The organism is Micromonospora sp. BS32 (assembly GCF_059089345.1).
Genome location: NZ_JBSSHR010000001.1, coordinates 223,565 through 246,603 on the forward strand (window position 1 = coordinate 223,565; position 23,039 = coordinate 246,603).

Here is a 23,039-nt window from a genome sequence, read left to right on the forward strand (position 1 = left end):
ACCTCCTGGTGTCCAATGACATCAGCCGGCCCATTCGGGGAGGGCCGTCCGATGATACGGACGGTTCCCCTCAGCGGATCAACGGCGGACCGAGAAAATTCCCGGCGGCGGTGGGGTGGAGTCGGTGGCGTCGGCATCGTGGACCACCGGGGCGCCGCCGGCGAACCGGTCCAGCTCGTCGCCGGCGAGCACCCGACCGGGGAACCAGTCCCCGGCCGCGCGTCGGGTCAGCTCCGGCACCGGCGGCTCGGCCCGGCCCGCCACCAGCACCAGATTGCCGTAGCGCCGCCCGCGCAGCACCCCCGCGTCGCCGACCAGGCAGGCCCGGGGCAGTACCGAGCGGACGGTGGCGACCTGGGCGCGGGCGTGCCGCAGCGGTGGGCCGTCGGCGAGGTTGGCCAGGTACCAGCCCGTCGGGGCCAGCACCCGGGCCACCTCGGCGGCGTACTCCACGCTGGTCAGATGGGCGGGGGTGCGGGCGCCCGCGAAGACGTCGGCGACCACCACGTCGTACGCGGCGTCCCGGGTGGACGCCAGGGTGGCCCGGGCGTCGGCGACCCGGACCTTCAGCCGGGGGTCGGCCGGCCAGGGCAGCTCGCGGCGGACCAGCTCGACCAGCGCGCCGTCCACCTCGGACACCCGCTGGGTCGAGCCCGGCCGGGTGGCCTGCACGTAGCGCGGCAGGGTCAGCGCCCCGCCCCCGAGGTGCAGCACCCGCAGCGACGCACCGGCCGGGGCGAGCAGGTCCAGCGCGGCGCCGAGCCGGCGGACGTACTCGAACTCCAGGTGGTTGGGGTCGGCGAGGTCCACGTGCGACTGCGGCGCGCCGTCGAGCAGCAGCGTCCAGGACCGGGGCCGGTCGGCGTCCGGCACCAGCTCGGCCTGGCCGGTGTCGACCGGCGCGACGATCCGGTCGTCGCCACGGCGGCGGCCCATCAGCGGCGCACCCCGCCGGCACGGGTGGCCATGGTCAGCGCCCGGTGCAGCAGCCGGGCGTCGCCGAGCAGCCCGCGCAGCCGCCGTTCCAGCCCGGCGATCGGGACCAGGTTCTGCGGGGCCCGCGGGTCCTTGTACGGCGACGAGGCGAACCGGGGCAGGGTGACCAGCGACAGGTCGGCCAGCCCGATCGCCTCCTCCGGCGGCAGTTCCGCCGAGCACTCCAGCCGGACGATGCCGGCCCACGGCGCTCCCGGCGCCACCGGCAGCCGCAGGTACCACGACCAGCCGCCCCAGGCGGTGCCGAGCCGGAACACCGGGGACCGCTCACCCGGGGCGAGCCCGGTGATCACGGCGGTGAGCCGCGCGTCCAGGTACTGGCTGTGCTGGGTCTTGATGTAGCCGAGGGTGCGCGGCAGCTGCCGCCGGCTGCGCAGCGGGCCGTCGACCACCAGCAGGTCGTCGTCGGCGCGGGCGGCGTCGGAGACAGCCACCTCCAGCGCGGTCAGCGGCCCCTGCACCGCGGCCGGCAGCTTGCTCAGCTCGCCCGTCCCGCCGACCCGGTGCACCGGGTAGCGGATCCGGCCGCAGACCACCTCCTCGGCGGACGGGCTGGCGGTGAAGAGCCCCCGGCCGACCTGCGCCCCGGCCAGCTCCGCCGCGCCGCGCTCCAGGTCGCAGCGGACCACCCCGGCCGCGTACGAGGCGGCGATGCCCGGGAACGAGGCGCCGTCGTCCTCGGCCGTCCAGACGCTGGCGTCGATCCGGCGTACCCCGTCGACGAGCAGCACCACGTCGGGCGCGCGCAGCCCCGGCCGGGGCCCGATCGCCCGCCAGTCCACCGCCGGCAGCTCGACGTCGGCCTCGACCTGGGCGCTGCTCGGCGCGGCCGGCCCACCGACGGAGGCCTCGAACGACGCGCCGTACGCCGGGTCCCAGGCGTCGACGAAGAGCCGCGGCCCGGTCACGCCGCCCCCGCCCGTGCCACAATCCTCGCGCTCACAGGGCGTGCCTTTCGTTCGCGACTGCGGGGCTCCGCTGCGCTGCACTCCTCGCGCTCACAGGGCGTGCCTTTCGTTCGCGACTGCGGGGCTCCGCTGCGCTGCACTCCTCGCGCTCACAGGCCGGTCCGTTCGACGCGGGCGGTGCGGGCGTCCTTGCGGACCTCGTAGCGGACCGGGATCCGCTCGGCCAGCGCCGGCACGTGGGTCACCACGCCGACCATCCGGTCACCCCGGGCGGCCAGGCTCTCCAGGGTGGCGGCGACCGTGTCCAGGGTGGCCGCGTCGAGGGTGCCGAAGCCCTCGTCCAGCACGATCGACTCCAGGCTGGCGGCGGTGGTGGACATCCCGGCGAGCTGCTCGGACAGCGCCAGCGCCAGCGCCAGCGACGCCTGGAAGGTCTCCCCGCCGGAGAGGGTGCGCACCCCCCGGCGCAGCCCCGCGTCGTGGTGGTCGACCACGAAGAACTCGCCCTTGTCGTGGACCAGGTCGTACTGGCCCTGGGAGAGCTCGCGCAGGATCCCTGAGGCGCCGTCGACCAGCAGGTCCAGCGCCTCGGCCAGGAGCCAGCGCTCGAAGTTGTTGGCCCGCAGGTGCCCGGCCAGCGCCCGGGCCACCCGGGACTCCCGCTCGTGGCCGGCCCGCTGACCGCGCAGCTCGGCGGCCTGCTCGCGTCGCTCGACCAGCCGGCGCAGCTCGGCCTCGGCGCGTTCCGCCGCCACCGCGGCGGCCCGGCCCGGGTCGTCGTCGGCGACGTCCAGCCCGGCGGCGGTGAAGTGGGCGGCGATCCGTTCCTCGACCTCGGCCGCCGCCGTCTGGGCCGCGGTGACCGAGCCGACCAGCCCGGTGCGGTCGGCCCGCCGCCGGTCGGCCTCGCCGCCGGCCCATCCGGCCAGAGCGGCCCAGGCGGCGGCCACGTCGTCGCGATCGGCCGCGGGCGGGCCGAACCGGGCGAGCCGGTCCCGGGCCGTGTCGAAGTCCCGCCACGCCCGGCGCAGCCGATCCTCGGCGGCGTCCAGCGCGCCCCGGGCCCGCCGCGCGGCGTCCCGTCCGGCGCGTACCGCGGTCGCCGCCTCGTCCAGCACCCGGCGCAGCCGGGCGTGCTCGTCCAGCGCCGCCCGCAACGCGGCCGGGGCGGCGGCGTCGGCGAGCTGGTCGTCCAGCTCGGCCAGTCGGGCGCGGAGCTGGTCGTGCCGGGCGCGGGCCCGCAGCAGCACCCGCTCCAGGTCGCGGGCGGCGGCGTCGCGTTCCTGCACCGTCCGCTTCGCCGTCTCGCTGGCCGCCCGCGCGGCCTTCCCGGCGGCGAGGGCGGCGGGCACGGCCGACCCGGCCGGCACCGCCGGCACGCCGGTCACCACCTGTTCGCAGACCGGGCAGGGCGCGCCGTCGACCAGGTGCGCCCGCAGCGCCACGGCCTGGTCGGTGGCCTTCGCCTCCTCGTGCGCCCGGAACGCCGCCTCCAGCTCCGCGTCGGCCCGCTCGGCTGCCGCCCGGGCCGCGGCCAGGGCCCCGGCCGCCGCGTCGTGCTCGGCCTGCGCCGCGGTCACCGCCGCCCGGACGGTGTCCGCCTCGCCGGTCAGCCGGTCCCGGTCGGTGTACGCCTTGAGCTGCAGGCGCAGCGCGCTCTCGTCGCCGGCCGCGGCCAGCTCGCCGCGCAGCTTCTCCTCCCGCTCCTCGGCCAGCCCCACCGCGGCGGCCGCCTCGTCGGCCGCCGCCCGGGCGGCGGTGACCGCCCGGGCCAGCTCGGCGATCCCGTCGGGAGCGCGCACCGCGGCCAGCACCTTCAGCTCGGCGTCGAGACCGGCCAGCGCCCCGGTCGCCTCCCGCGCCGTCGCCCGGGCCCGCTCCAGCTCCGGTACGGCCACCGCGACCGCCGCGCCCAGCTCGCGCATCCGGTCGACCTGTGCCTGCGCCCCGGACACCGCCTCGTCGTCGACATCGGCGAGCCCGCCGAGCATCCGGTCGACCGCCTCCAGCTTCGCCTCGGCCTGGCCGGCGCGTTCGGTGGCCCGCTTCTGCACGTCCTCGTAGACCCCGAGGCCGAGCAGGTTGACCAGGATCTGCTGCCGCGTGGCCGGCTTGGCGTGCAGGAAGTCGGCGAACTGCCCCTGCGGCAGCACCACGCAGGAGGTGAACTGCTCGTACGGCAGCCCGACCGCCTCCAGCACCGCGGCCTCCATCTCGGCCGGGGTGCCGGCGACCACCTCGCCGAGATCCTCCGGGCTCAGCCCGGTGTCCAACTTGGTCACGTCGAAGCCGGCCGGCATGAGCTGGAGGCCGGCGTTGGCCGTCTTGACGGCGCCCCGACCGTCGCGCCGGACCACCCGGGTGGCCACGTAGCGGGACCCGGCCGACTCGAAGACCAGCCGGACCCGGGCCTCGGTGGCCGACGGCGCCAACGCGTTGGCCAGGCCGCGGGTGCCGCCCCAGCGGGGGACCGTGCCGTAGAGCGCGAAGCAGATCGCGTCCAGCACCGTGGACTTGCCCGAGCCGGTCGGGCCGACCAGGACGAAGAAGTCCGCGTCGGTGAAGTCAACGGTGGTCTCGTCGCGGAAGACGGTGAAGCCCGCCATGTCCAGCCGCATCGGGCGCATCAGCGGTCGACCTCCTCGAGGAGCTCGTCGAAGAGCTCCCGCACCCCGTCGTCGTCGTGGCCCTTGCTGTCCAGGTAGTCGGCGAAGAGTTCGCGGGGAGAACGCCCGGCGCGCTGGGCCGTCCGGGTGCCGCTGCCGGGGGTGGGAACCAGCTCCGGGTCGATCCGGATCTCCAGCGCGCGGGGGAGCAGCTCCTGCACCTCCTCGCGCAGGCCGGCCCGGGGCTGCTCGCGGACGAACACCCGCAGCCAGCCCTCCGGCGGGGTGATCTCGGCGAGCTGGGCGAGGGTGCCGCGGACGGTGCGCAGCGGTACCGCCGCCGGCACCGGCACCTCGCGGATCTGGGCGGCCGTCCGGGCGGTGACCTCGACCAGGGTGACCGAGGGGACGTTCTCCTGCTCGCCGAAGTCGACCGCGAGCGGGCTGCCGCTGTAGCGGACCGGGCAGGGGCCGATCACCCGCTGGGCGCGGTGCAGGTGGCCGAGCGCCACGTAGTGGGCGGTGCCCGGGAAGACCGTCGCCGGGACCGCGTAGCCGAGCACGGTGTGCGCGTCCCGCTCGCCGCCGCCGGTGCTCGCCCCGACCACGGTGACGTGCGCGGTGACCAGGTGCACCCGGTCGGGCTCGGTGAAGCCCTCGGTGAGCCGGGCGAGGACCCGGCCGAGGTGGTCGGCGTACGTCTGGGTCGCCTCGGCGGCGGTCAGCTCGTACATCTCCACCGCGCGGACCGCGAACCGCTGGGAGAGGAAGGGCAGCGCGGCGAGCTGCCAGCGCTCGCCGTCGCGGGTGACGCCGTCGATGACGTGCTCGGCCGGATTGTCCCGGACGCCGCCGCGCAGGGTGATGCCCGCGGCGTCGGCCCAGGGCCGCAGCGCGTCGAGGGCCTGACCGTTGTCGTGGTTGCCGCCGATCGCCACCACCTCCGCGCCGGTGCGGCGCAGCGCGGTCAGCGCCCGGGTGACCAGCCGGGTCGCCTCGGCGGTCGGCGCGGCGGTGTCGTAGAGGTCGCCGGCGACGATGACCAGGTCGGGACGCTCGGCGGCGGCGATCTCGATGACGCCGGCGAGCACCTGCTTGTGCTCGTCGAGGCGGGGCTGCCCCTTGAGCACCTTGCCGACGTGCCAGTCGGAGGTGTGCAGGATCTTCACGGGTGGGGAGCCCCCTCTAGAACGGGATGTCGTCGTCGCCGGAGCCCGAGCCGACCACCGCGAACGGGTCGACGGACTGGGTGATCGAGCGCAGTGTCTGCGAGGGCGGCCGCCCCGCCTCGGAGACCCGGGTCGCCCAGGCGGGGAAGGGGAACTCCAGGCAGAGCGGGACGGGGATGTCCGGCTGGTTGACGAACATGGTGCCCGGCTTGGCCAGCAGCGCCCGCTGCCGCTGGGCCGGTGGGAGGAAGCCGTACTCCGGGCGGGACGCCTCGGCCGGGTCGAGCCGGCCGACCACCCGGATCGCCGAGTTGGTGACGATACGCCGCTCGACCTCGCTGGCGGTCTGCTGCGCGCCGACCAGGATCACCCCGAGCGAGCGGCCCCGCTCGGCGATGTCCAGCAGCACCTCCTTGATCGGGGAGGAGCCCTCGCGCGGGGCGTACTTGTTGAGCTCGTCGAGGACGACGAAGAGCAACGGCTTCGCGGTGCCGGACTTCTCCTTGCGTTCGAACTCGCTCTTGAGCGTCACGCCGACCACGAATCGCTGTGCGCGGTCCGGCAGGTTGTGCAGGTCGACGACGGTGACCTGGGCGCTCTCCGCCGTGTTGATCGAGTGCGGGCGGCGGGTGGCCAGGTCGCCCCGGATCAGCCGGCCGAGGTCCTTCTTGCTGCCGATCAGCCGGCGCGCGAACGCGTTGACCGTGCCCAGGCCGACCGCGCTGCCCGCCCAGTCGCTCCGGGTCTCGTCGTCGTTGAGCTGCTCGACGATGTGGTCGACCAGGTCGCCGTACGACCCGAGCCGGACCCCGTCGACGCTGACCCCGCCGTCGGCGGGCTGGGCGTAGCGGGCCAGGTGGGCGGCGACCGAGTGGACCACCATCGTGTACTGCTGGCGCTCGTCGTCGGCATCGGCGAAGACGTAGGGCAGCAGGCGGTCGGCGCAGAACTCGCTCAGCGTCCAGTAGAAGCTGTCGACGCCGGTGAGCCGGCTGCTCACGTCGGGGGTGCCGGACGAGTCGCCGACCCGGGGCGGGGCGTAGACCCGCACGTCGGGGAAGGCCCCGGCGTCCAGGCCGAGCTTCGCGTACGCGGCCCGGGTCGGGTCGTCGAGCCGGGCGTTGGGGTGGTCGAGGAAGAGCAGGTCCTCGCCCTTGACGTTGAAGATCAGCGCCTTGACGTTGACCGCGTCGCCGCCGAGCACGCCGGAGCGGAAGACCGAGTAGAGCAGGAAGGTGGCGAAGCTGGTCTTGGTGGCCACCCCCGAGATGCCGGAGATGGAGACGTGCGCGCCCCGGCTGCCGTCGAGGAAGTCGGCGTTGAGGTAGACCGGCACCCCGTCGCGCCCCATCCCCATCGGGATCCGCCGCTCCATCCGGTCGAAGTGCAGCGCCCGGGCCCGGGCGTCGCCCTCGGCCCGGTAGACCGCCGCGCCCGGCGAGGGGGGGACGTAGAACTCCGGGTCGACCCGGGTGGTGGTGATCTCGGCGGCCTCCTGCACCTGGGCCGGGAGGGTGCCGTCGGCGATGGCGAAGACGTCCGAGTCGAACTGGGCGCCCTCGTGCCGGGCCCGGACCTGGGTCACCACCCCGGCGATCGTCACCGGCTCCCGGTCGGGCAGCTCGCGGCGGGTCACCACCACGTCGTCGAGCTGGAGGTAGCTGTCCGGGGAGACGGCCGTCCAGAACTGCAGCGGGGTGGCGTCGGCGGTGCCGAGCACCCGGCCCACCGGCTGGCCGGGGCCCTCGCGCAGGTCGTCGGTCATCGGCGGGCTCCGGTCAGCTGGTCGTTCCGGTCACGGCACACGTGGTGCATCCTGCCCGAGGAGTACGACAGGTTGCCACGCGACGCGGCGGACGCCACGCCGGGCGACAGCGCGTCCGCCGGAGCGTCACCGGCGGCGCACGCAGCGTCGCCCTGTCCGGACCCGTCTGCGGTCACCGGGTGTTCGGCTCGGAACCTTGCCGCGCAGCCGGTCATCGGTGCACCGGTGTGGCGTCCCGGCCGCCCCGGTTCGCCCGCCGCCACAACGAAATCCGTACTTCCGGCGCGGTCCGGCTGGCTCGGCGGGCTCCTCGGAGCCGCATTGAACTGGGCGGATGACATCTCGTGGTGAACAGGGTGCGAAAAGTCGTGGAAAAAATCTTGGTCAGAAGTCGTGACAGACAAGGGACACCAGGGTCTTAAATATGCAACAGCACATCGAGGATCTTTCCTCCGTCGATCCCCGTGTGCCCTGTCGTGGCCCGTGACCTGCGGAGCCTCGACCGATCCGTCGTGCATCCGCGACGGATCAGTCGGTCGGCACCCCCCCGACCGGCGGACCTAGTGAAGGCGAGATCTTCATGCGTCGAACCACCCTCCTGAGCGGCCTCGCCACGGCCGCTCTGCTGGCCACGGCCGCCACCGTGCCGACCGCGGCCGCCGCCGCGCCCGGCGTCTCCGGTGACGCGTTCACCCGGGCGGTCGCCCAGCTCAAGGCGCACTCCGGCGCCGGGCTGGCCGCCGACGGCCAGTCGTTCACCCTCCGGAACGTCGCCACCGACGCCGACGGCACGGAGCACGTCCGGCTCAACCGCTACTCCGACGGCCTGCCGGTACTCGGCGGCGACGTCGTGGTGCACCTGGGCAAGGGCAACTCGTGGCGCGGCGCCAGCCAGAGCCTCGCCGCCGCCCCGCAGCGCACCCCGAAGGCCACGGTCAGCAAGGCCGCCGCCGGCCGGGTCGCGCTGGGCGCGTCGACCGCCGCCGGGCGTACCGTCTCCGGCACCCAGCTCGTCTTCGACGCCGACAACGCGTCCACCACGCTGGCGTACGAGGTCGTCGTGGGCGGCACCTACGCCGACGGCACCCCGAGCGAGCTGCACGTGCTGGTGGACGCCACCACCGGCAAGGTGCGCGACTCGTGGGAGGGCGTGGTCCGCGAGGGCACCGGCAACACCTACCACTCCGGCTCGGTCTCCGTCGGCAGCGTGCTCTCCGGTGGCACCTACCAGCTCAACGACCCCAACCGGGGGAGCAGCAAGACCTACGACCTCAACGGTGGCACCAGCGGCACCGGCACCCTGGTCACCTCCGCGTCGAACGTCTTCGGCGACGGCACCCTGGGCAACCGGCAGACCACCGCCGCCGACGCCGCCTACGGCGCCGCGGCGACCTGGGACTACTACAAGAACACGTTCGGTCGTAACGGCATCCGCAACGACGGCGTGGCCGCGTACAGCCGGGTGCACTACAGCACCAACTACGTCAACGCGTTCTGGAGCGACTCCTGCTTCTGCATGACGTACGGCGACGGCGACCTCTCCCAGGGCTGGGAGCCGCTGACCTCGCTGGACATCGCCGGGCACGAGATGAGCCACGGCGTCACCGCCAACACCGCCGGCCTGCGCTACAGCGGTGAGTCCGGCGGCCTCAACGAGGCCACCAGCGACATCTTCGGCACCATGGTCGAGTTCTACGCCAACAACGCGAAGGACCCGGGCGACTACCAGATCGGCGTCGAGGTCAAGACCAACGGCGTGCCGCTGCGGTACATGGACAAGCCCTCCAAGGACGGCAGGTCCGCGGACTGCTGGAGCAGCTCGGTCGGGCGCCTGGACGTGCACTACTCCTCCGGGCCGGCGAACCACTTCTTCTACCTGCTCGCCGTGGGCAGCGGCTCCTCGTCCTACGGCAACAGCCCGACGTGCAACGGCAGCACCGTGGCCGGCATCGGCAACGCCAAGGCCGGGGCCATCTGGTACCGGGCGCTGACCACCTACATGACCTCGCGGACCAGCTACGCCGGGGCGCGCACCGCGTCCCTGTCGGCCGCGCGGGACCTGTACGGCGCCGGCAGCACCGAGTACAACACGGTCGCCGCCGCCTGGTCGGCCGTGAGCGTCAACTGATCCACTGATCCGCGGGCCGGCGGCTTCCTCCTCCGCCGGCTCGCGGAGCACGGCTCGCGTCACGGGCGCGGGTACGCCGACCGGCGTGCCCGCGCCCGTCGCCGTCTGCCGGGCCTGCGCCTACTCGTCAGGGTGACGGCGGTTCCGGCCGGTCAGCCGGCGGGCGCGGCCCCCGCGGAAGCCGTCGCGTCGTGCCGGGCGTACCGCAGCATGAGCACCCCGTCGTCGGCGGCGAGCACGTGCCGCAGCGGCAACTGCCGGGGCGGGCTGGCGTCACCCGCGGTGATCCGGCCCGGGCCCGCGCCGGCGAGCAGCGGGGCGACGGTCAGGCAGAGCTCGTCGACCAGGTCAGCCGCGGTGAGCGCGCCGAAGAGGTGCGGGCCCCCCTCGCAGAGCACCTGGTCCAGTCCGCGCCGGCGCAGCTCGGCCAGGCCCTCGGCGAGGTCGACGGTCTCCGGACCGCAGCGGACCAGGTCGGCCACGTCGGTCAGCCCCGGCGGCGGGGTGGCGGCGTCGGTGGTGAGCACGACCGGCCGCACCGGCGCGTCGGCGAAGGCCGCCTGGGCCGGGTCCAGGTCCAGCGAGCCGGAGACCACCGCCAGGGTCGGGTATTCGGCCAGGCCCCGCTCGCGTCGCCAGGCCCGGCGCGGCTCGCTGAGGCGCACCGCGCGGTAGCCCTCGTGCCGCAGCGTGCCGGCGGCCACCAGCAGCCCGTCGCAGAGCATCCGGAGCAGACCGAAGATCCGCTTGTCCGGCTCGCCGGAGAGCCCGGCGGAGTAGCCGTCCAGGGTCACCGCCCCGTCCACGCTGGAGACGAAGTTGACCCGCAGGTGCGGGCGGTCGACCCGCGCGTAGAGGGCGGTCAGCTCCGCATCGTCGAGCGGCCCGGCGGCCGGCGTCGGCCAGAGCCGGGAGATCGGCGTCGGGGCGTTCATTCGCCGGCCGGGCCGGTGACCGGAGGGGTGGGCTCGGGGGCACGGTGCTGGCAGTCGCACCACTTCCGGCCGGGGCAGTCGGCGTGCCGTCGTTCCCGGCAGGCTCGGCAGATCATGTCGGCAGCCTATGCGGTGGGGGAGCGGGGGTGGCGTGGCGCGGCGGATCCGCCCGCCGCGCCGGTGCTGCGGCACCCGACCCGGCGTCCGGCAAACGTGTCGGCGGTAACGATCTGGGAACGCTCCCATCGGTCTATTGACACCTCTGACACCTCCCGGCAATCTCATGGGAGCGTTCCCAGAGACGTGACGCGGATCACCCGCATCGCCTTCGGCCGACCGGCAGCCGACGCCGGTCCGGCCCGGGAACGTGCACAGCACCCCCCACCACACCCACCCAGCCTCACCATCGAAAGAGGGGTCAGGATGAGCGTCACCTCACGTCGCCGCTTCGCGGCGATCGCGCTCGCATCCGTCGCCGTGCTCGCCACGGCGACCGCCTGCGGCGACGACTCGTCGTCGGAAGCGGGCGACGGCAACGTCACCCTGGTCGTCGACGTCTTCGGCGACCAGGGCTTCGGGTACGAGGAGCTCTACAAGCAGTACGAGCAGGAGCACCCGAACGTCAAGATCCAGGAGCGCGGCAAGGGCCTCGGCCTGGGCGACTACAACACCCGGTTGGCCCAGCAGATCACCGCCGGCGCGGGCGCCGGTGACGTCGTCGCTCTCGAAGAGGGCACGATCGTGCAGTTCTACGCGCAGGCCGACAAGTTCGTGAACCTCGCCGACCACGGCGCGAACGACCTCAAGGGCAACTTCCTGCCCTGGAAGTGGGAGCAGGGGATCACGCCGGACGGCAAGGTCCTCGGCCTCGGCACCGACATCGGGTCGATGGCCGTCTGCTACCGCACCGACCTGTTCAAGGCCGCCGGCCTGCCGACCGATCGGGAGCAGGTCGGCGCGCTCTGGCCGACCTGGAACGACTTCATCGCCCAGGGGCAGAAGTTCGCCGCCGCCGACAAGAAGCACAAGTTCGTCGACTCGGCCACCAACTTCTACAACGTGGTGCTGATGCAGACGGCCGGCGCCGGTAGCGGCTACACCTACTTCGACAAGAGCAACCAGCTGGTCATCGGCAACAACCCGGACGTGAAGTCCGCGTTCGACCTGACCACCAAGATGGTCAGCGGGGGTCTGTCGAACAACCTCAAGAGCTTCTCCAACGAGTGGAACGCCGGTTTCAAGAACGGCACCTTCGCCACCATCGCCTGCCCGGCCTGGATGACCGGCGTGATCAAGGGGCAGGCGGGTGACTCGGCCGCCGGCAAGTGGGACATCGCCAAGGCGCCCGGCGCCGGTGGCAACTGGGGTGGCTCCTTCCTGGCGGTGCCGAAGTCCAGCAAGCACGCCAAGGAGGCCGCCGAGCTGGCCAAGTTCCTGACCACCGCCAAGTCGCAGACCGAGGCGTTCAAGAAGGTCGGCAACCTGCCGTCGTCGCCGCAGGCGCTCAGCGACCCGGCGGTCGCCGAGGCCACCAACGACTACTTCAGCAAGGCGCCGGTCGGCAAGATCTTCGCCGCCGGGGCGAGCGAGCTGAAGCCGGTCTACTTCGGCCCGAAGAACCAGGCGGTCCGGGACGCGGTCGAGAACGCGCTGCGCAGCGTCGAGCAGGGCAAGGCCGCCGACGCCGCCTGGCAGGACGCGGTGAAGAACGGCGAGGCAGCCGGCAAGTAACCGGCGCAGGTCGCGCTCACGGGTGGTGCCGAGGTCCGGCGCCACCCGTGAACCCGCGTCGGACCGCCCTGCCGCGGTGCCCATGGCGGCGCCGCCGACTGTGAAGGACCGCTCATGAGCTCTCTGGAAACCACCGCCCCGCCGGGCGCCGAGGTACGCCGGACGCCGCCCGCGCCGCGCCACGTGGCCCCGCGCTCCAGGCTGCTGAACCGGCTGGACCTCCGGCTCACGCCGTACCTGTTCGTCCTGCCGTTCTTCGTGCTCTTCGGGATCTTCGGGGTCTACCCGATCATCTACACGTTCTGGATCGCGATGACCGACCGGTCACCGCTCAACGCCTCGATCAGCTTCGTCGGCCTGGACAACTTTGTCGAGCTGCTGACGAACGACCCGCAGTTCTGGAACGCGGTGGTGAACACCCTCGGGATGTTCGTTCTCTCCACCGTGCCGCAGCTGCTGCTCGCCCTGATGCTGGCCAACGCGCTGAACCGGCGCATCCGGGGCCAGATGTACTTCCGGCTGGCCATCGCGATGCCGATCATCACCTCCACCGCCGTGGTGGCGCTGATCTTCTCGATGATCTACGCGCGGGAGTTCGGCCTGGTGAACTGGCTGCTCGATCTGGTCGGTGTCGACCCGATCGACTGGCGGGCCAACCGCTTCGCGTCCTGGTTCGCCATCTCCACGATGGTCGACTGGCGGTGGGTCGGCTACAACGCCCTGATCTACCTCGCCGCGATGCAGTCGATCAGCAAGGACATGTACGAGGCGGCCTCCCTCGACGGTGCCTCCCGGCGCCGGCAGTTCTGGTCGATCACCATTCCCCAGCTGCGTCCCACCATCATCTTCACGCTCATCATCTCGACCATCGGCGGCCTCCAGCTCTTCACCGAGCCGCTGATGTTCACCAGCGGCGCGGGTGCGCTCTCCGGCGGCACGGAGGGGCAGTTCCAGACCATCACCATGTACCTGCTGGACGTGATGAACCAGCGGTTCCGCTGGGGGTACGCGGGCGCCGTCGCGCTGGTGCTGTTCCTGCTGATCGCGTCCGTCTCGTTCATCAACTACCTGCTGGCCCGCCGAATCAGCTCGGACAAGTGAGGGTGGCGCATCAATGACCAGTACGACTCTGCGACCACCGGCGGTCCGGCCGCCGGCCGGTCGCCCCGGTCTCCGTCACCAGGCGGAGAAGCTCTGGACGGCCAGCCCGCTCACCTGGTTCGGGCTCGTCCTCGGCGTGATCCTCTCGCTCTTCCCCTTCTACTGGATGATCGTCATCGCCTCGCGGACGAGCGACGCGGCGAACTCCTGGCCGCCGCCCTTCCTGCCCGGGGGAAAGCTGGGCGAGAACATCCAGCGGGTCCTCGACAACGGCGACGCCAACATCGTCAAGGGCCTGCTGAACTCGTTCCTGGTCTCCGGCACGATCACGGTGGCGACGGTCTTCTTCGGCTCACTCGCCGGATTCGCCTTCGCGAAGCTGCGTTTTCGCGGCAAGAACGCGCTGCTGCTGATCATCCTCGCCTCGATGATGATTCCCATTCAGCTCGGCGTGCTCCCGTTGTACATCCTCATGGCCAAGCTGGAATGGCTGAACACCATGCCGTCGGTGACCGTGCCGTTCCTCATCGGCGGCTTCGGGATCTTCATGATGCGCCAGTACGCCGAGCAGGCGGTGCCGAACGAGCTGATCGAGGCGGCCCGGGTCGACGGCTGCTCCACCTGGCGGGTCTACTGGCACGTGGTGGTGCCGGCGCTGCGGCCCGCCGCGGCGGTGCTCGGACTGCTCACGTTCATGGAGCAGTGGAACCAGTTCTTCTGGCCCTTCGTGGTGCTGGCGGATCCGGCCAATCCGACCGTGCAGATCTCTTTGCGCAGCCTCAACACCGCATACTTCGCGGACAATTCTCAGATCTTCGCGGGTACGCTGATCGCGACCCTTCCGTTGTTCGTCGTGTTCGTCCTGTTCGGCCGCCAGATCATTGGCGGGATCATGGAAGGTGCCGTCAAGTCGTGAGCAACCCAGCACACCCGCCCGCGGTCGGCGTACTCGACCAGGGGCCGGAACTCGTCTTCCCGCCCGGCTTCCTGTGGGGCGCGGCGACCGCCGCGTACCAGATCGAGGGGGCGGCCACCGAGGGCGGCCGTACCCCGTCGATCTGGGACACGTTCAGTCACACCGAGGGGCGGGTGGTCGCCGGGCACACCGGCGACGTGGCCTGCGACCACTACCACCGGATGCCCGACGACGTCCGGCTGATGGCCGAGCTGGGCCTGAAGTCGTATCGGTTCTCGGTCTCCTGGCCCCGGGTGCAGCCCGGCGGCTCCGGCGCCGCGAACCAGCAGGGCCTGGACTTCTACCGGCGGCTCGTCGACGAGCTGCTCGGGCACGAGATCGAGCCGTGGCTGACCCTCTACCACTGGGACCTGCCCCAGCCGCTGGAGGACGCCGGCGGCTGGCCGGCCCGGGACACCGCCGCCCGGTTCGCCGACTACGCCCGGCTCGTCGCGGACGCCCTCGGCGACCGGGTGCGGTACTGGACGACGCTCAACGAGCCCTGGTGCTCGGCCTTCCTCGGCTACGGCTCCGGCGTGCACGCCCCCGGCCGCTCCGACGGGGCGGACGCCGTCCGGGCGGGGCACCACCTGATGCTCGGGCACGGGCTCGCCGTGCAGGCGTTGCGGGCGTCCCGGCCGCAGGCGCAGCTCGGCATCACCGTCAACCTCTACCCGGTCACCCCGGCCACCGACGCGCCGGCCGACGTCGACGCCGCCCGGCGGATCGACGGGTTGGCCAACCGGTTCTTCCTCGACCCGGTGCTGCGTGGGTCGTACCCGGCCGACCTCGTCGCCGACCTGCGCGAGGTGACCGACTTCGGGCACGTCCACGACGGTGACCTGGCCACCATCTCCACCCCGCTGGACGTGGTGGGGGTGAACTACTACAGCCGGCACGTGGTCGCCGCGCCCGTCGAGGGGGCCGAGCCGGAGAAGTACTGGCGGGCGCCGTCGTGCTGGCCGGGCAGCGAGGACGTCCGGTTCGTCACCCGGGGCGTGCCGGTCACCGACATGGACTGGGAGATCGACGCCCCCGGCCTGGTGGAGACGCTGCGCCGGGTGCACGAGGAGTACACCGACCTGCCGTTGTACGTCACCGAGAACGGTTCGGCGTTCGTCGACACGGTGGTGGACGGGCAGGTCGACGACGTCGATCGGCTCGGCTACTTCGACGCCCACCTGCGTGCCGCGCACGAGGCGATCACCGCCGGGGTGCCCCTGCGGGGCTACTTCGCCTGGTCGCTGATGGATAATTTCGAATGGGCCTGGGGTTACACCAAGCGTTTCGGGATGGTCCGGGTCGACTACGACACCCAGGCCCGTATCCCCAAGTCCAGTGCCAGGTGGTACGCCGAGGTGATCCGACGCAACGGTCTGGCCGCACAATAGGCGAAGGCCAGCCATCTTCCGGGCGGCCCCGGCCGCCACCCCGTCCCCGGGGTAGCGGCGGGTCCGCCCGATGTCGGAGGAGCAGACGATGACAACGCAGCGCACCCGGTCGCTCGGGCGCCCGACCCTCGACGCGGTCGCCGCCAAGGCGGGCGTCGGGCGCGGCACGGTGTCCCGGGTGGTGAACGGGTCGCCCCAGGTCAGTCCGGAGGCCCGGGCCGCGGTCCAGCAGGCCATCGCCGAGCTGGGGTACGTCCCGAACCGGGCGGCCCGGGCGCTGGTCACCCAGCGGACCGACTCGGTCGCCCTGGTGGTCTCCGAGTCGGGGGAGCGGGTCTTCACCGAGCCGTTCTTCGCCGGCATCGTCCGCGGCGTCTCCTCCGGCCTGCTGGAGACGCCGTTGCAGCTCTGGCTCGCCATGGTGCAGTCGCCGATCGAGCGGGAACGGGTCGAGCACCACCTGACCAACCAGCACGTCGACGGGGTGCTGCTGCTGTCGCTGCACGACTCCGACCCGCTGCCCACCCTGCTGGAGGAGCGCGACCTGCCGACGGTGCTCGGTGGCCGGCCGGCCCGGATGCTGCAACCCGGCGCCCAGCCGTCCTGGTTCGTCGACGTGGACAACATCGGTGGGGCCCGGCAGGCCGTGGAGCACCTGGCCGGCAAGGGGCGGCGGCGGATCGCGCACATCGCCGGCCCGCAGGACATGGGGGCCGGGGTGGACCGGCTCACCGGCTACCGGCAGGCCGTCCAGGCCACCGGCGCGGGCGCCGACCCGCGGATGATCGTGTACGGCGACTTCAGCGAGGGCAGCGGCGCCGCCGGGATGCGGCAGCTGCTGGAGGCCTGCCCCGACCTGGACGCCGTCTTCGTCGCCTCGGACCTGATGGCCTTCGGCGCGCTGCGGACGCTGCGCGAGGCGGGCCGTCGGGTCCCCGAGGACGTCGCGGTGATCGGCTTCGACGACGCGCCCATCGCCCAGCAGTCCGACCCGCCGCTGACCACGGTCTTCCAGCCGGTGGAGGAGATGGGCCGGCAGATGGCCCGGCTGCTGGCGGCCCGGATCCGCGGCGACGAGATCCCCACCCCGCACATCCTCCTGGACACCAAACTGATCCACCGCACCTCCGCCTGACCCCCCGCCAAGATCCGCTCACTTGCACGGAAAGAGTGGCCATTCACGGTCGAATGGCCACTCTTTCCGTGAAAGAGCGCCCACGGGGGCGGGGCGTGGGGTGTCAGGGGTTGCGGAGGGTGTGGAGGCCCTGGTGGGTGAGGGGGGCCACCATGTCGCCGATTCGGTCGAAGCCGGCGCCGAGGGTCTGGCCGAGGGTGTGCCGGTAGTGGATGCCCTCGCAGATCACCGCGAGCTTGAAACAGCCGAGGGCGATGTGCCAGTGCAGCGGCCCGACGTCGACGTCGCTGCGGCCGGCGTACCGGTCGATCAACTCGGCGCCGGTGGGGAACCCGGCGCGCGGGCCGATCCCGTCGGCCACCGGGTTGCCCTCGGCCAGCTCACTGTCGCCGAGCACGTCCCAGTAGGTCAGCAGCAGGCCCAGGTCGGCCAGCGGGTCGCCGAGGGTGGCCATCTCCCAGTCGAGCACCGCCCGCACCGAGACCGGGTCGACGGTGGCGAGGAGGTTGTCCAGCCGGTAGTCCCCGTGCACGATCCGCCCGGCGTTGGCGCCCTCGGGCACCGAGGCGGCGAGCAGGTCGCGCAGCTCGTCGATGTCGGGCAGGTCACGGCTGCGGGACCGGTCGAGCTGGCCGGCCCAGCGGCGCACCTGGCGGCCGAGGTAGCCCTCGGGGCGGCCGAAGTCGGCCAGCCCCACCTCGGCGGGCTCGACGGCATGCAGCGCGGCGAGGGTGTCCATCATCGCGTACGCCAGCTCCCGCCGCCGGTCGGCGCCGAGCGGGTCGGTCTGCGCGCGACTGCGGAACACCTCGCCGCGGACCCGCTCCATCAGGTAGAACGGCGCCCCGATCACCTCGGCGTCGTCGCAGAGCAGCAGCGCCGCCGGGACCGGCACCGCGGTGGGGGCGAGCGCGGAGATCACCCGGAACTCGCGGGCCATGTCGTGCGCGGTGGCGAGCACGTGCCCCAGCGGCGGCCGGCGCAGCACCAGCTCCTGCTCGCCCGCCCGCACCAGGTAGGTCAGGTTCGACTTGCCGCCGGCGATCAGCGTGGCCGTGAGCGGGGCGTCGGCCAGCTCCGGCCGGTGCGCGGCCAGGTGGGCGGTGAGCCGGTCGAGGTCGAGGCCCTTCGGCGACCGGGTGGTGGCCGGGCCGGTCGGGGCCGCGGCGGCCTGGGACGCGTCGACGGCCGGTTCGGTCATCCGAATAGTTGATGGCAGCTCAGCTTTCTTGTCAAGGTCGGATTTTCCGGCCGGGACATGCCGCTGCAACAGGGGTGAAATGGTCAACCGGCAGGCTGGTGCCCAGCCTGCCGGCCGCGACGGCCGGCCCGCCGAGCGGAGGACAGACATGTTGCTCAGAGTTCGGGTGACCCTGCCGGACCGACCCGGGACGCTCGGCCAGGTGGCCCGGACACTCGGCGTCTCCGGTGCCGACATCGTGCAGGTGGTGGTCCTGGAACGGCTCGGCGGGCGGGCCGTGGACGACTTCACGGTGGTCTGGCCGGGCGCCGCCCGGGTGGAGCGGCTGATGGCCGGCCTGGCCGCCATCCCCGGCGTACGCGTCGACGGCGTGTGGCGGGCGATCGGCGCCCCGACCACCACCGGCCAGGACGCCGAGCTGCTGGCCCAGATCGCGGCGAACCCGACCGACGGGGTGGCCACCCTGGTCGACGCCGTACCGGGGCTGCTCGCCGCCGACTGGGCGGTCGCCGCGGTGGTGCCGCTGGACTGGGCCTCCCGCAGCGGTGGCGGGACGCCGGTGATCGGCCACGCCAGCTGGCGGATGCCCGAGCCGCCCCGGCTGCCCGAGGTGACCCCGCTGCGGGCCCGGGCGCTGACCGGCGCGGACGGCTCGCACCACGCCGTCGCCCCGTTCGGCCGGGCCGGGCTGGTGCTGGTGGTGGCCCGGGAGCACACCGAGCCGCTCACCGCCGCCGCCTTCCACTCCACCGAGGTGGACCGGCTGGCTCAGCTCGTCCGGGCCAGCGCGGTGATCCTCGGCGACCGGCTGGACCTGGTTGGCGCCCCGCCGGTGACCAACGTCACCTGAGCCGGAGCTGCGGTTCCGGCGCTGTCACCGCCGGGCAACGGCACGGCAACAGCCGCCCGGCAGGGTCGTAGCGGGGGAAGGGAGCGAACATGACGCTGTGGCGGATCCGAGCCACCGTGGACGACCGGCCGGGCTATCTGTCGGTGCTCACGGCGAGTCTCGCCTTGCGGGGGGTCAACATCCTCACCGTGCAGGTGCACACCACCGAGGCCGGCGCGGTCGACGACTTCCTCGTCGACGCGCCGGACGGACTCAAGGAGGCGGACCTGGTCGCCGCGGTGGAGCGCGGCCGGGGCCGGGACTGCTGGGTGGCGCGCAGTGAGGCGCGCGGCCTGGCCGACCAGCCGACCCGGGTGCTGGCGCTGGCCGCCAGGCTGGTCCGGGACCCGGACGCGACCGGGGAGGTGCTCCGCGCCCTGCTCGGCGCGGACGAGGTGACCTGGCGGCCGTCGCCGGCCGGCCCGCACGGCGGGGTCGGTCCGTCGACGATGCTGCTGGCCGACCCGACGGGGGGCTCGTTCGCGCTGCACCGGCGGGCGCCCAGCTTCACCCCGGCCGAGTACGCCCGGGCGCAGGCGCTGGCCGAGCTGGCCGCGACGGTCGCCCGCCGGGACGCCGACCGGGTCACCCTGGTCCTGCCCGACGGGGCGGAGCTGACCGTACGCCCGGCCACGGCCGACGACCTGCCGGCCGTGGTAGCGCTGCACGATGCCTGCTCGGCGCGGAGTCGGCAGCGGCGCTACCTGGGCGGGGCGGTCTCGCCGGCACCGAGCCGGCTGCGCCGGTTGCTGGCGCCGGCCCACGGGCTGACCCTGCTGGCCACCACGCCCGGTTCGGGCGGGGCGGCGGAATCGGTGGTGGCGATGGCGAACCTGATCGCCGAGGGGGACGAGGCCGAGGCGGCGTTGCTGGTCCGGGACGACTGGCAGCGCCGCGGGCTGGGCAGCGCGCTGCTGCGCCGGCTGCTCGGGCACGCCGACCGGGCCGGCTGCGCCGCGGTGGTGCTGCACACCCAGGCGGACAACACGGCGATGCTGCGCACGATGGCCCGGCTGGGCCGACCGACGCAGGTGGAGCGGGACGGCTCGGTGCTCACCGTCACGGTGCCGCTGGTCGCCCCGACCGCCGGGGGCGCGCCCGGCGCCCGGCCCGGGATACCGGGGCAGGTCACCCGTACCGGGCCGGCGCGCTGACCGGGATCCGAGACAACCGCACAGCTTCGGGCGGGGGTGCCCCGCCCGGTGCGCAGGCCGACCTCCGGTGCGGGGGTCGGTGAAACGGCAGGGCCCCCGATGCGGGGGCCCTGCCCAGGTCCGGGACCGGCTGACGGCGGACCACCCGGCCCGGATCGCCCGCCGGGATCAGGTGGCCGGGTAGCTGCTGTAATCCGGGAAGTTGCCGTAGAGCCGGTCGTCGCCGCCCTGGGTGACCGCCTGCACCAGCAGGTCGCCGCCGACGAAGGCGCCCTTCCAGGAGGCGCCCCGGCCGCCGAACGGCTCGTCCCGGTCACCCCGGGAGCGGGGCTTGTTGATGCCCACCTTGAACGCCTGGAGGTCGACCGCGAGCTTGGCCGCCTCGTCGGTGTCGTCGCAGGCCAGCGAGGCGACCAGCGCGCCGTTGGAGGCGTTCATCGCGGCGAGCAGCTCGTCGGTGGTGTCCACCACGACGATGGTGTCCACCGGGCCGAACGGCTCGGCGTGCATCAGCCGGGACCGGCCGGGCGGGGCGAGCAGCACCGCCGGCGCCACATACGCGGAGGTGTCCTGCCCGTCGAGGAAGGGCGCACCGTCGAGCTTGCCGCGGTGCAGCGGCACCGCGCCGCCGCGTACCGCCTCGTCGACCTTGCGGCGCAGCTCGTCGGCCTTGGCGGCGCTGATCAGCGGGCCGAAGTCCAGCTCGGGCAGCGGGTCGCCGGCCCGCCAGCTCTCGTCGACCGCGAGCGGGTGTCCGAACCGGACGGAGCGGACCACGGGCAGGTACATGTCGAGGAACTCGTCGACCAGGTCCCGCTGGACCACGAACCGGGGGTACGCGGTGCAGCGCTGCTTGCCGTACTCGAAGCCCTTCTTGAGGTGCGCGGCGAGCACGTCCCACTGGGAGAAGTTCCAGACGCCCCAGGCGTTGAGCCCCTCCTGCTCGATGAAGTGCCGCTTGTCGGTGTCGAGCAGGGCGGCGGCCACCTTGCCGCCGTTGGAGCGTCCGCCGACGAAGGCGACGGCTCCGATCTCGGGCGCCCGGACCAGCACCTCGGAGAGTTCCTCGCCGCTGCCGGAGAGCAGCGTGGCGGGCAGCCCGGCCCGGCGCATCAACGCGTGCGCCACGGTCAGGCAGACCGCCCCGCCCTGGGACGGGGTCTTGGCGATGACCGCGTTGCCGGCGAGGAGCTGGACCAGTTCGGCGTGGACCAGCACGCTCATCGGGTAGTTCCACGACGCGATGTTGCTCACCGGGCCGGGCAGCGGCTCACGGCCGTCGGCCAGCATCCGGTCGATCTCGCCGACGTACCACCGGACGCCGTCCAGAGCGCGGTCGACGTCGGCGCAGGCGAGCCGCCAGGGCTTGCCGATCTCCCAGACCAGCAGCATGGCGAGCAGGTCGCGGTGGGCGGTGAGGGCGTCCAGCGCGTCGTCGACCCGGGCCTTGCGCTCGGCGAGCGGGGTCGCCGCCCAGTCGCGGTGCGCGGTGGCCGCATGGGCGACCGCGGCGCGTGCGGTCTCGGCGTCCAGCCGGGGCAGGTTGACCAGCAGGGTGTTGTCGACCGGGGTGCGCACCGGGCCGGGCGTACCGACCGCCCGCCACTCGCCGGAGATCAGGTTGTGCAGCGTGGTGACGCCGTCGGTTTCGGGCCCGAAGGCCTCCGGTGCGGCGGCCACCGCGCGGGCGAGGGTGTCGGACCAGGCGGTCCCGTCGGCGAGTCGTAGAGCCATCGCATTCTCCTCAGGGTCGACCGGGGGAGCGGCGGCGTCGATGGCACCGCTGGTGTGGCGTACTGTCCCGCGCCGGTCAGCGCGCGGGCAACCGTACGTTCGTATGCCAGGACGCGTGTCCGTCGCCGCAGGCGCGGTCGGGCGGTTCACCGCCCGCCCCGCCCGCCCATGAGCTGGGAGTACGCGGCCAAAGCATCGACGTAGACCGATGATGTGACGAATCCCCGGGCGGCGTCGACCGGGTTACCCGTCAGTACGGATCACGCGCCCGGACAGATCAATCCCGGCCTCGTTCGACTCGGCGGCGTGGCACCCGCGGGGCCTGGACGACGAAACCGGCCGCCGGGCAGATGCCCGACGGCCGGTTCGGTCCGCTGTGGAGCGGTCAGCTGGTGAAGGTGATCTTGTCGCGACGACGACGCAGCACGGTCAGGGCGACGCCCCCACCGATCAGCACGAGGCCGGTCAGTGCGGTGCTGGTGGCCGCCACGCCGGTCAGCGGCAGCGAGCCGCTGCCCTCACCGCCACCGACACCGCCGGGGGCGCCGGGGCTGGTCGGGACGCCCGGGCTGGTCGGCGTGCCGGGGCTGGTCGGGGTCGACGGGCTCTGCGACGGCGACTCGGTGGAGCTGGCGCACGGCTGGAGCCAGAACACCTTGTGCTTCTCGTCGGACGACCGGCCGTCGGTGAGGTCCACGTCGAGCTTGATGTGGTAGCCCTGCTGTGCGTTGACCTTGAGGCCCTTCAGGTCGAGATCGTCGGCCGAGAGCCGGATGACCTCGTCGTGGTCGTTCTCCGCGCCCGACGCCGCGTCCTTGCTGATCACGTAGTTCTTGACGGACCAGACGATCTTGTCCTTCGGCGCGCTCGACGGCGGCTGCGACCAGAGCGTGATGTCCGCCGCCTGGTTGGTGTCGAAGTTGAAGAACTCCAGCTCGAAGTCGCAGGTCACGTGCGGCTGGTTGTCGACCTCGTCCTCGAACTCTTCGCCGTCGATCTTGACCGTGCCGTTGTCACCGTTCGGGTTGTGCGGTGCCCCCTGGGAGAGGGCGGCGCCCGCCCACGCCGGGCTGGCGAAGGCGAGGCAGGCCGTGGCGGCGGTCGCGGCAAGAGCCGCGCGCGCCACGTACCGACGCTGTGGCATGGGGAATCCTCCGGAATGGGTGTAGGGGACGGCACATGATCCCATGGATGGCGTCCGAGCGCGACATCGGACGATCGGCCTGAGCTGGGACGACGGG

General features: G+C 73.3%; 17 protein-coding genes. 8 read left to right on the forward strand and 9 right to left on the reverse strand.

Annotated features, from left to right (window positions below):
* Positions 1 to 78: 78 nt before the first annotated feature.
* From AC5RWQ_RS01025 to AC5RWQ_RS01045, 5 genes are all read right to left on the reverse strand, one after another.
* Entirely contained in the window at positions 79 to 936 is an 858-nt protein-coding gene (locus tag AC5RWQ_RS01025) for a spermidine synthase (RefSeq protein ID WP_494280846.1), read from the reverse strand.
* Positions 936 to 1,904, reverse strand: coding sequence for a hypothetical protein (locus tag AC5RWQ_RS01030; protein WP_494280847.1), 969 nt, complete (start codon positions 1,902 to 1,904; stop codon positions 936 to 938). The genes AC5RWQ_RS01025 and AC5RWQ_RS01030 overlap by 1 nt, the downstream gene beginning before the upstream one ends.
* A gap of 149 nt (positions 1,905 to 2,053) precedes the next feature.
* A complete protein-coding gene (locus AC5RWQ_RS01035; RefSeq protein ID WP_494280848.1) occupies positions 2,054 to 4,531 on the reverse strand; it encodes an AAA family ATPase in 2,478 nt (825 codons plus the stop codon).
* Positions 4,531 to 5,679: an exonuclease SbcCD subunit D gene (locus tag AC5RWQ_RS01040; RefSeq protein ID WP_494280849.1), complete on the reverse strand. Its 1,149-nt coding sequence runs from the start codon at positions 5,677 to 5,679 to the stop codon at positions 4,531 to 4,533. Before AC5RWQ_RS01040 ends, AC5RWQ_RS01035 begins: the two co-directional genes overlap by 1 nt.
* A 16-nt stretch (positions 5,680 to 5,695) precedes the next feature.
* The gene (locus AC5RWQ_RS01045) at positions 5,696 to 7,444 is read right to left on the reverse strand and encodes an ATP-binding protein (RefSeq protein ID WP_494280850.1); all 1,749 of its coding nucleotides are present in this window, start codon (positions 7,442 to 7,444) and stop codon (positions 5,696 to 5,698) included.
* Positions 7,445 to 8,024: 580 nt separating this feature from the next.
* Between AC5RWQ_RS01045 and AC5RWQ_RS01050 the strand changes: the two genes are divergently transcribed.
* Positions 8,025 to 9,572, forward strand: a complete 1,548-nt coding sequence (locus AC5RWQ_RS01050; protein WP_494280851.1) for a M4 family metallopeptidase — start codon at positions 8,025 to 8,027, stop codon at positions 9,570 to 9,572.
* A 152-nt stretch (positions 9,573 to 9,724) separates the two neighbouring features.
* On the opposite strand, the gene AC5RWQ_RS01055 is transcribed toward AC5RWQ_RS01050, so the two are convergent.
* Entirely contained in the window at positions 9,725 to 10,507 is a 783-nt protein-coding gene (locus tag AC5RWQ_RS01055; RefSeq protein WP_494280852.1) for a pyrimidine reductase family protein, read from the reverse strand.
* Between the two features lie 423 nt (positions 10,508 to 10,930).
* On the opposite strand from AC5RWQ_RS01055, the gene AC5RWQ_RS01060 reads away from it, so the two are divergent.
* The 5 genes from AC5RWQ_RS01060 (at position 10,931) to AC5RWQ_RS01080 (ending at position 16,820) form a co-directional block, all read left to right on the forward strand.
* Positions 10,931 to 12,238 carry an ABC transporter substrate-binding protein gene (locus AC5RWQ_RS01060; RefSeq protein WP_494280853.1) on the forward strand — a complete coding sequence of 436 codons (1,308 nt, stop codon included), beginning with the start codon at positions 10,931 to 10,933 and terminating at the stop codon, positions 12,236 to 12,238.
* Positions 12,239 to 12,352: 114 nt separating this feature from the next.
* Entirely contained in the window at positions 12,353 to 13,339 is a 987-nt protein-coding gene (locus tag AC5RWQ_RS01065) for a carbohydrate ABC transporter permease (RefSeq protein ID WP_494280854.1), read from the forward strand.
* Positions 13,340 to 13,352: 13 nt separating this feature from the next.
* Complete coding sequence (locus AC5RWQ_RS01070) at positions 13,353 to 14,255, forward strand: carbohydrate ABC transporter permease (protein ID WP_494280855.1); 903 nt, start codon at positions 13,353 to 13,355, stop codon at positions 14,253 to 14,255.
* A complete protein-coding gene (locus AC5RWQ_RS01075; RefSeq protein WP_494280856.1) occupies positions 14,252 to 15,685 on the forward strand; it encodes a GH1 family beta-glucosidase in 1,434 nt (477 codons plus the stop codon). Before AC5RWQ_RS01070 ends, AC5RWQ_RS01075 begins: the two co-directional genes overlap by 4 nt.
* Before the next feature lie 88 nt (positions 15,686 to 15,773).
* The gene (locus AC5RWQ_RS01080) at positions 15,774 to 16,820 is read left to right on the forward strand and encodes a LacI family DNA-binding transcriptional regulator (protein ID WP_494280857.1); all 1,047 of its coding nucleotides are present in this window, start codon (positions 15,774 to 15,776) and stop codon (positions 16,818 to 16,820) included.
* A gap of 103 nt (positions 16,821 to 16,923) precedes the next feature.
* On the opposite strand, the gene AC5RWQ_RS01085 is transcribed toward AC5RWQ_RS01080, so the two are convergent.
* A complete protein-coding gene (locus AC5RWQ_RS01085; protein ID WP_494280858.1) occupies positions 16,924 to 18,021 on the reverse strand; it encodes a phosphotransferase family protein in 1,098 nt (365 codons plus the stop codon).
* A 148-nt stretch (positions 18,022 to 18,169) separates the two neighbouring features.
* Between AC5RWQ_RS01085 and AC5RWQ_RS01090 the strand changes: the two genes are divergently transcribed.
* Positions 18,170 to 18,871 carry an ACT domain-containing protein gene (locus AC5RWQ_RS01090; RefSeq protein ID WP_494280859.1) on the forward strand — a complete coding sequence of 234 codons (702 nt, stop codon included), beginning with the start codon at positions 18,170 to 18,172 and terminating at the stop codon, positions 18,869 to 18,871.
* 89 nt (positions 18,872 to 18,960) lie between these two features.
* A complete protein-coding gene (locus AC5RWQ_RS01095; protein ID WP_494280860.1) occupies positions 18,961 to 20,064 on the forward strand; it encodes a GNAT family N-acetyltransferase in 1,104 nt (367 codons plus the stop codon).
* A 168-nt stretch (positions 20,065 to 20,232) separates the two neighbouring features.
* Here the strand turns inward: AC5RWQ_RS01095 and AC5RWQ_RS01100 are convergent, their stop codons facing one another.
* Together AC5RWQ_RS01100 and AC5RWQ_RS01105 are read right to left on the reverse strand one after the other, a co-directional pair.
* The gene (locus AC5RWQ_RS01100; RefSeq protein WP_494280861.1) at positions 20,233 to 21,798 is read right to left on the reverse strand and encodes an aldehyde dehydrogenase family protein; all 1,566 of its coding nucleotides are present in this window, start codon (positions 21,796 to 21,798) and stop codon (positions 20,233 to 20,235) included.
* 385 nt (positions 21,799 to 22,183) lie between these two features.
* Positions 22,184 to 22,942 carry an LPXTG cell wall anchor domain-containing protein gene (locus AC5RWQ_RS01105; protein WP_494280862.1) on the reverse strand — a complete coding sequence of 253 codons (759 nt, stop codon included), beginning with the start codon at positions 22,940 to 22,942 and terminating at the stop codon, positions 22,184 to 22,186.
* Positions 22,943 to 23,039: the final 97 nt, after the last annotated feature.

What these genes read in the sequence shown, in the direction of transcription:
- AC5RWQ_RS01025 (WP_494280846.1), bottom strand. Translation starts at nt 936, where the DNA reads ATGGGCCGCCGCCGTGGCGACGACCGGATCGTCGCGCCGGTCGACACC.
- AC5RWQ_RS01035 (WP_494280848.1), bottom strand. Translation starts at nt 4,531, where the DNA reads ATGCGCCCGATGCGGCTGGACATGGCGGGCTTCACCGTCTTCCGCGAC.
- AC5RWQ_RS01045 (WP_494280850.1), bottom strand. Translation starts at nt 7,444, where the DNA reads ATGACCGACGACCTGCGCGAGGGCCCCGGCCAGCCGGTGGGCCGGGTG.
- AC5RWQ_RS01050 (WP_494280851.1), top strand. Translation starts at nt 8,025, where the DNA reads ATGCGTCGAACCACCCTCCTGAGCGGCCTCGCCACGGCCGCTCTGCTG.
- AC5RWQ_RS01055 (WP_494280852.1), bottom strand. Translation starts at nt 10,507, where the DNA reads ATGAACGCCCCGACGCCGATCTCCCGGCTCTGGCCGACGCCGGCCGCC.
- AC5RWQ_RS01060 (WP_494280853.1), top strand. Translation starts at nt 10,931, where the DNA reads ATGAGCGTCACCTCACGTCGCCGCTTCGCGGCGATCGCGCTCGCATCC.
- AC5RWQ_RS01065 (WP_494280854.1), top strand. Translation starts at nt 12,353, where the DNA reads ATGAGCTCTCTGGAAACCACCGCCCCGCCGGGCGCCGAGGTACGCCGG.
- AC5RWQ_RS01070 (WP_494280855.1), top strand. Translation starts at nt 13,353, where the DNA reads ATGACCAGTACGACTCTGCGACCACCGGCGGTCCGGCCGCCGGCCGGT.
- AC5RWQ_RS01080 (WP_494280857.1), top strand. Translation starts at nt 15,774, where the DNA reads ATGACAACGCAGCGCACCCGGTCGCTCGGGCGCCCGACCCTCGACGCG.
- AC5RWQ_RS01085 (WP_494280858.1), bottom strand. Translation starts at nt 18,021, where the DNA reads ATGACCGAACCGGCCGTCGACGCGTCCCAGGCCGCCGCGGCCCCGACC.
- AC5RWQ_RS01090 (WP_494280859.1), top strand. Translation starts at nt 18,170, where the DNA reads ATGTTGCTCAGAGTTCGGGTGACCCTGCCGGACCGACCCGGGACGCTC.
- AC5RWQ_RS01095 (WP_494280860.1), top strand. Translation starts at nt 18,961, where the DNA reads ATGACGCTGTGGCGGATCCGAGCCACCGTGGACGACCGGCCGGGCTAT.
- AC5RWQ_RS01100 (WP_494280861.1), bottom strand. Translation starts at nt 21,798, where the DNA reads ATGGCTCTACGACTCGCCGACGGGACCGCCTGGTCCGACACCCTCGCC.
- AC5RWQ_RS01105 (WP_494280862.1), bottom strand. Translation starts at nt 22,942, where the DNA reads ATGCCACAGCGTCGGTACGTGGCGCGCGCGGCTCTTGCCGCGACCGCC.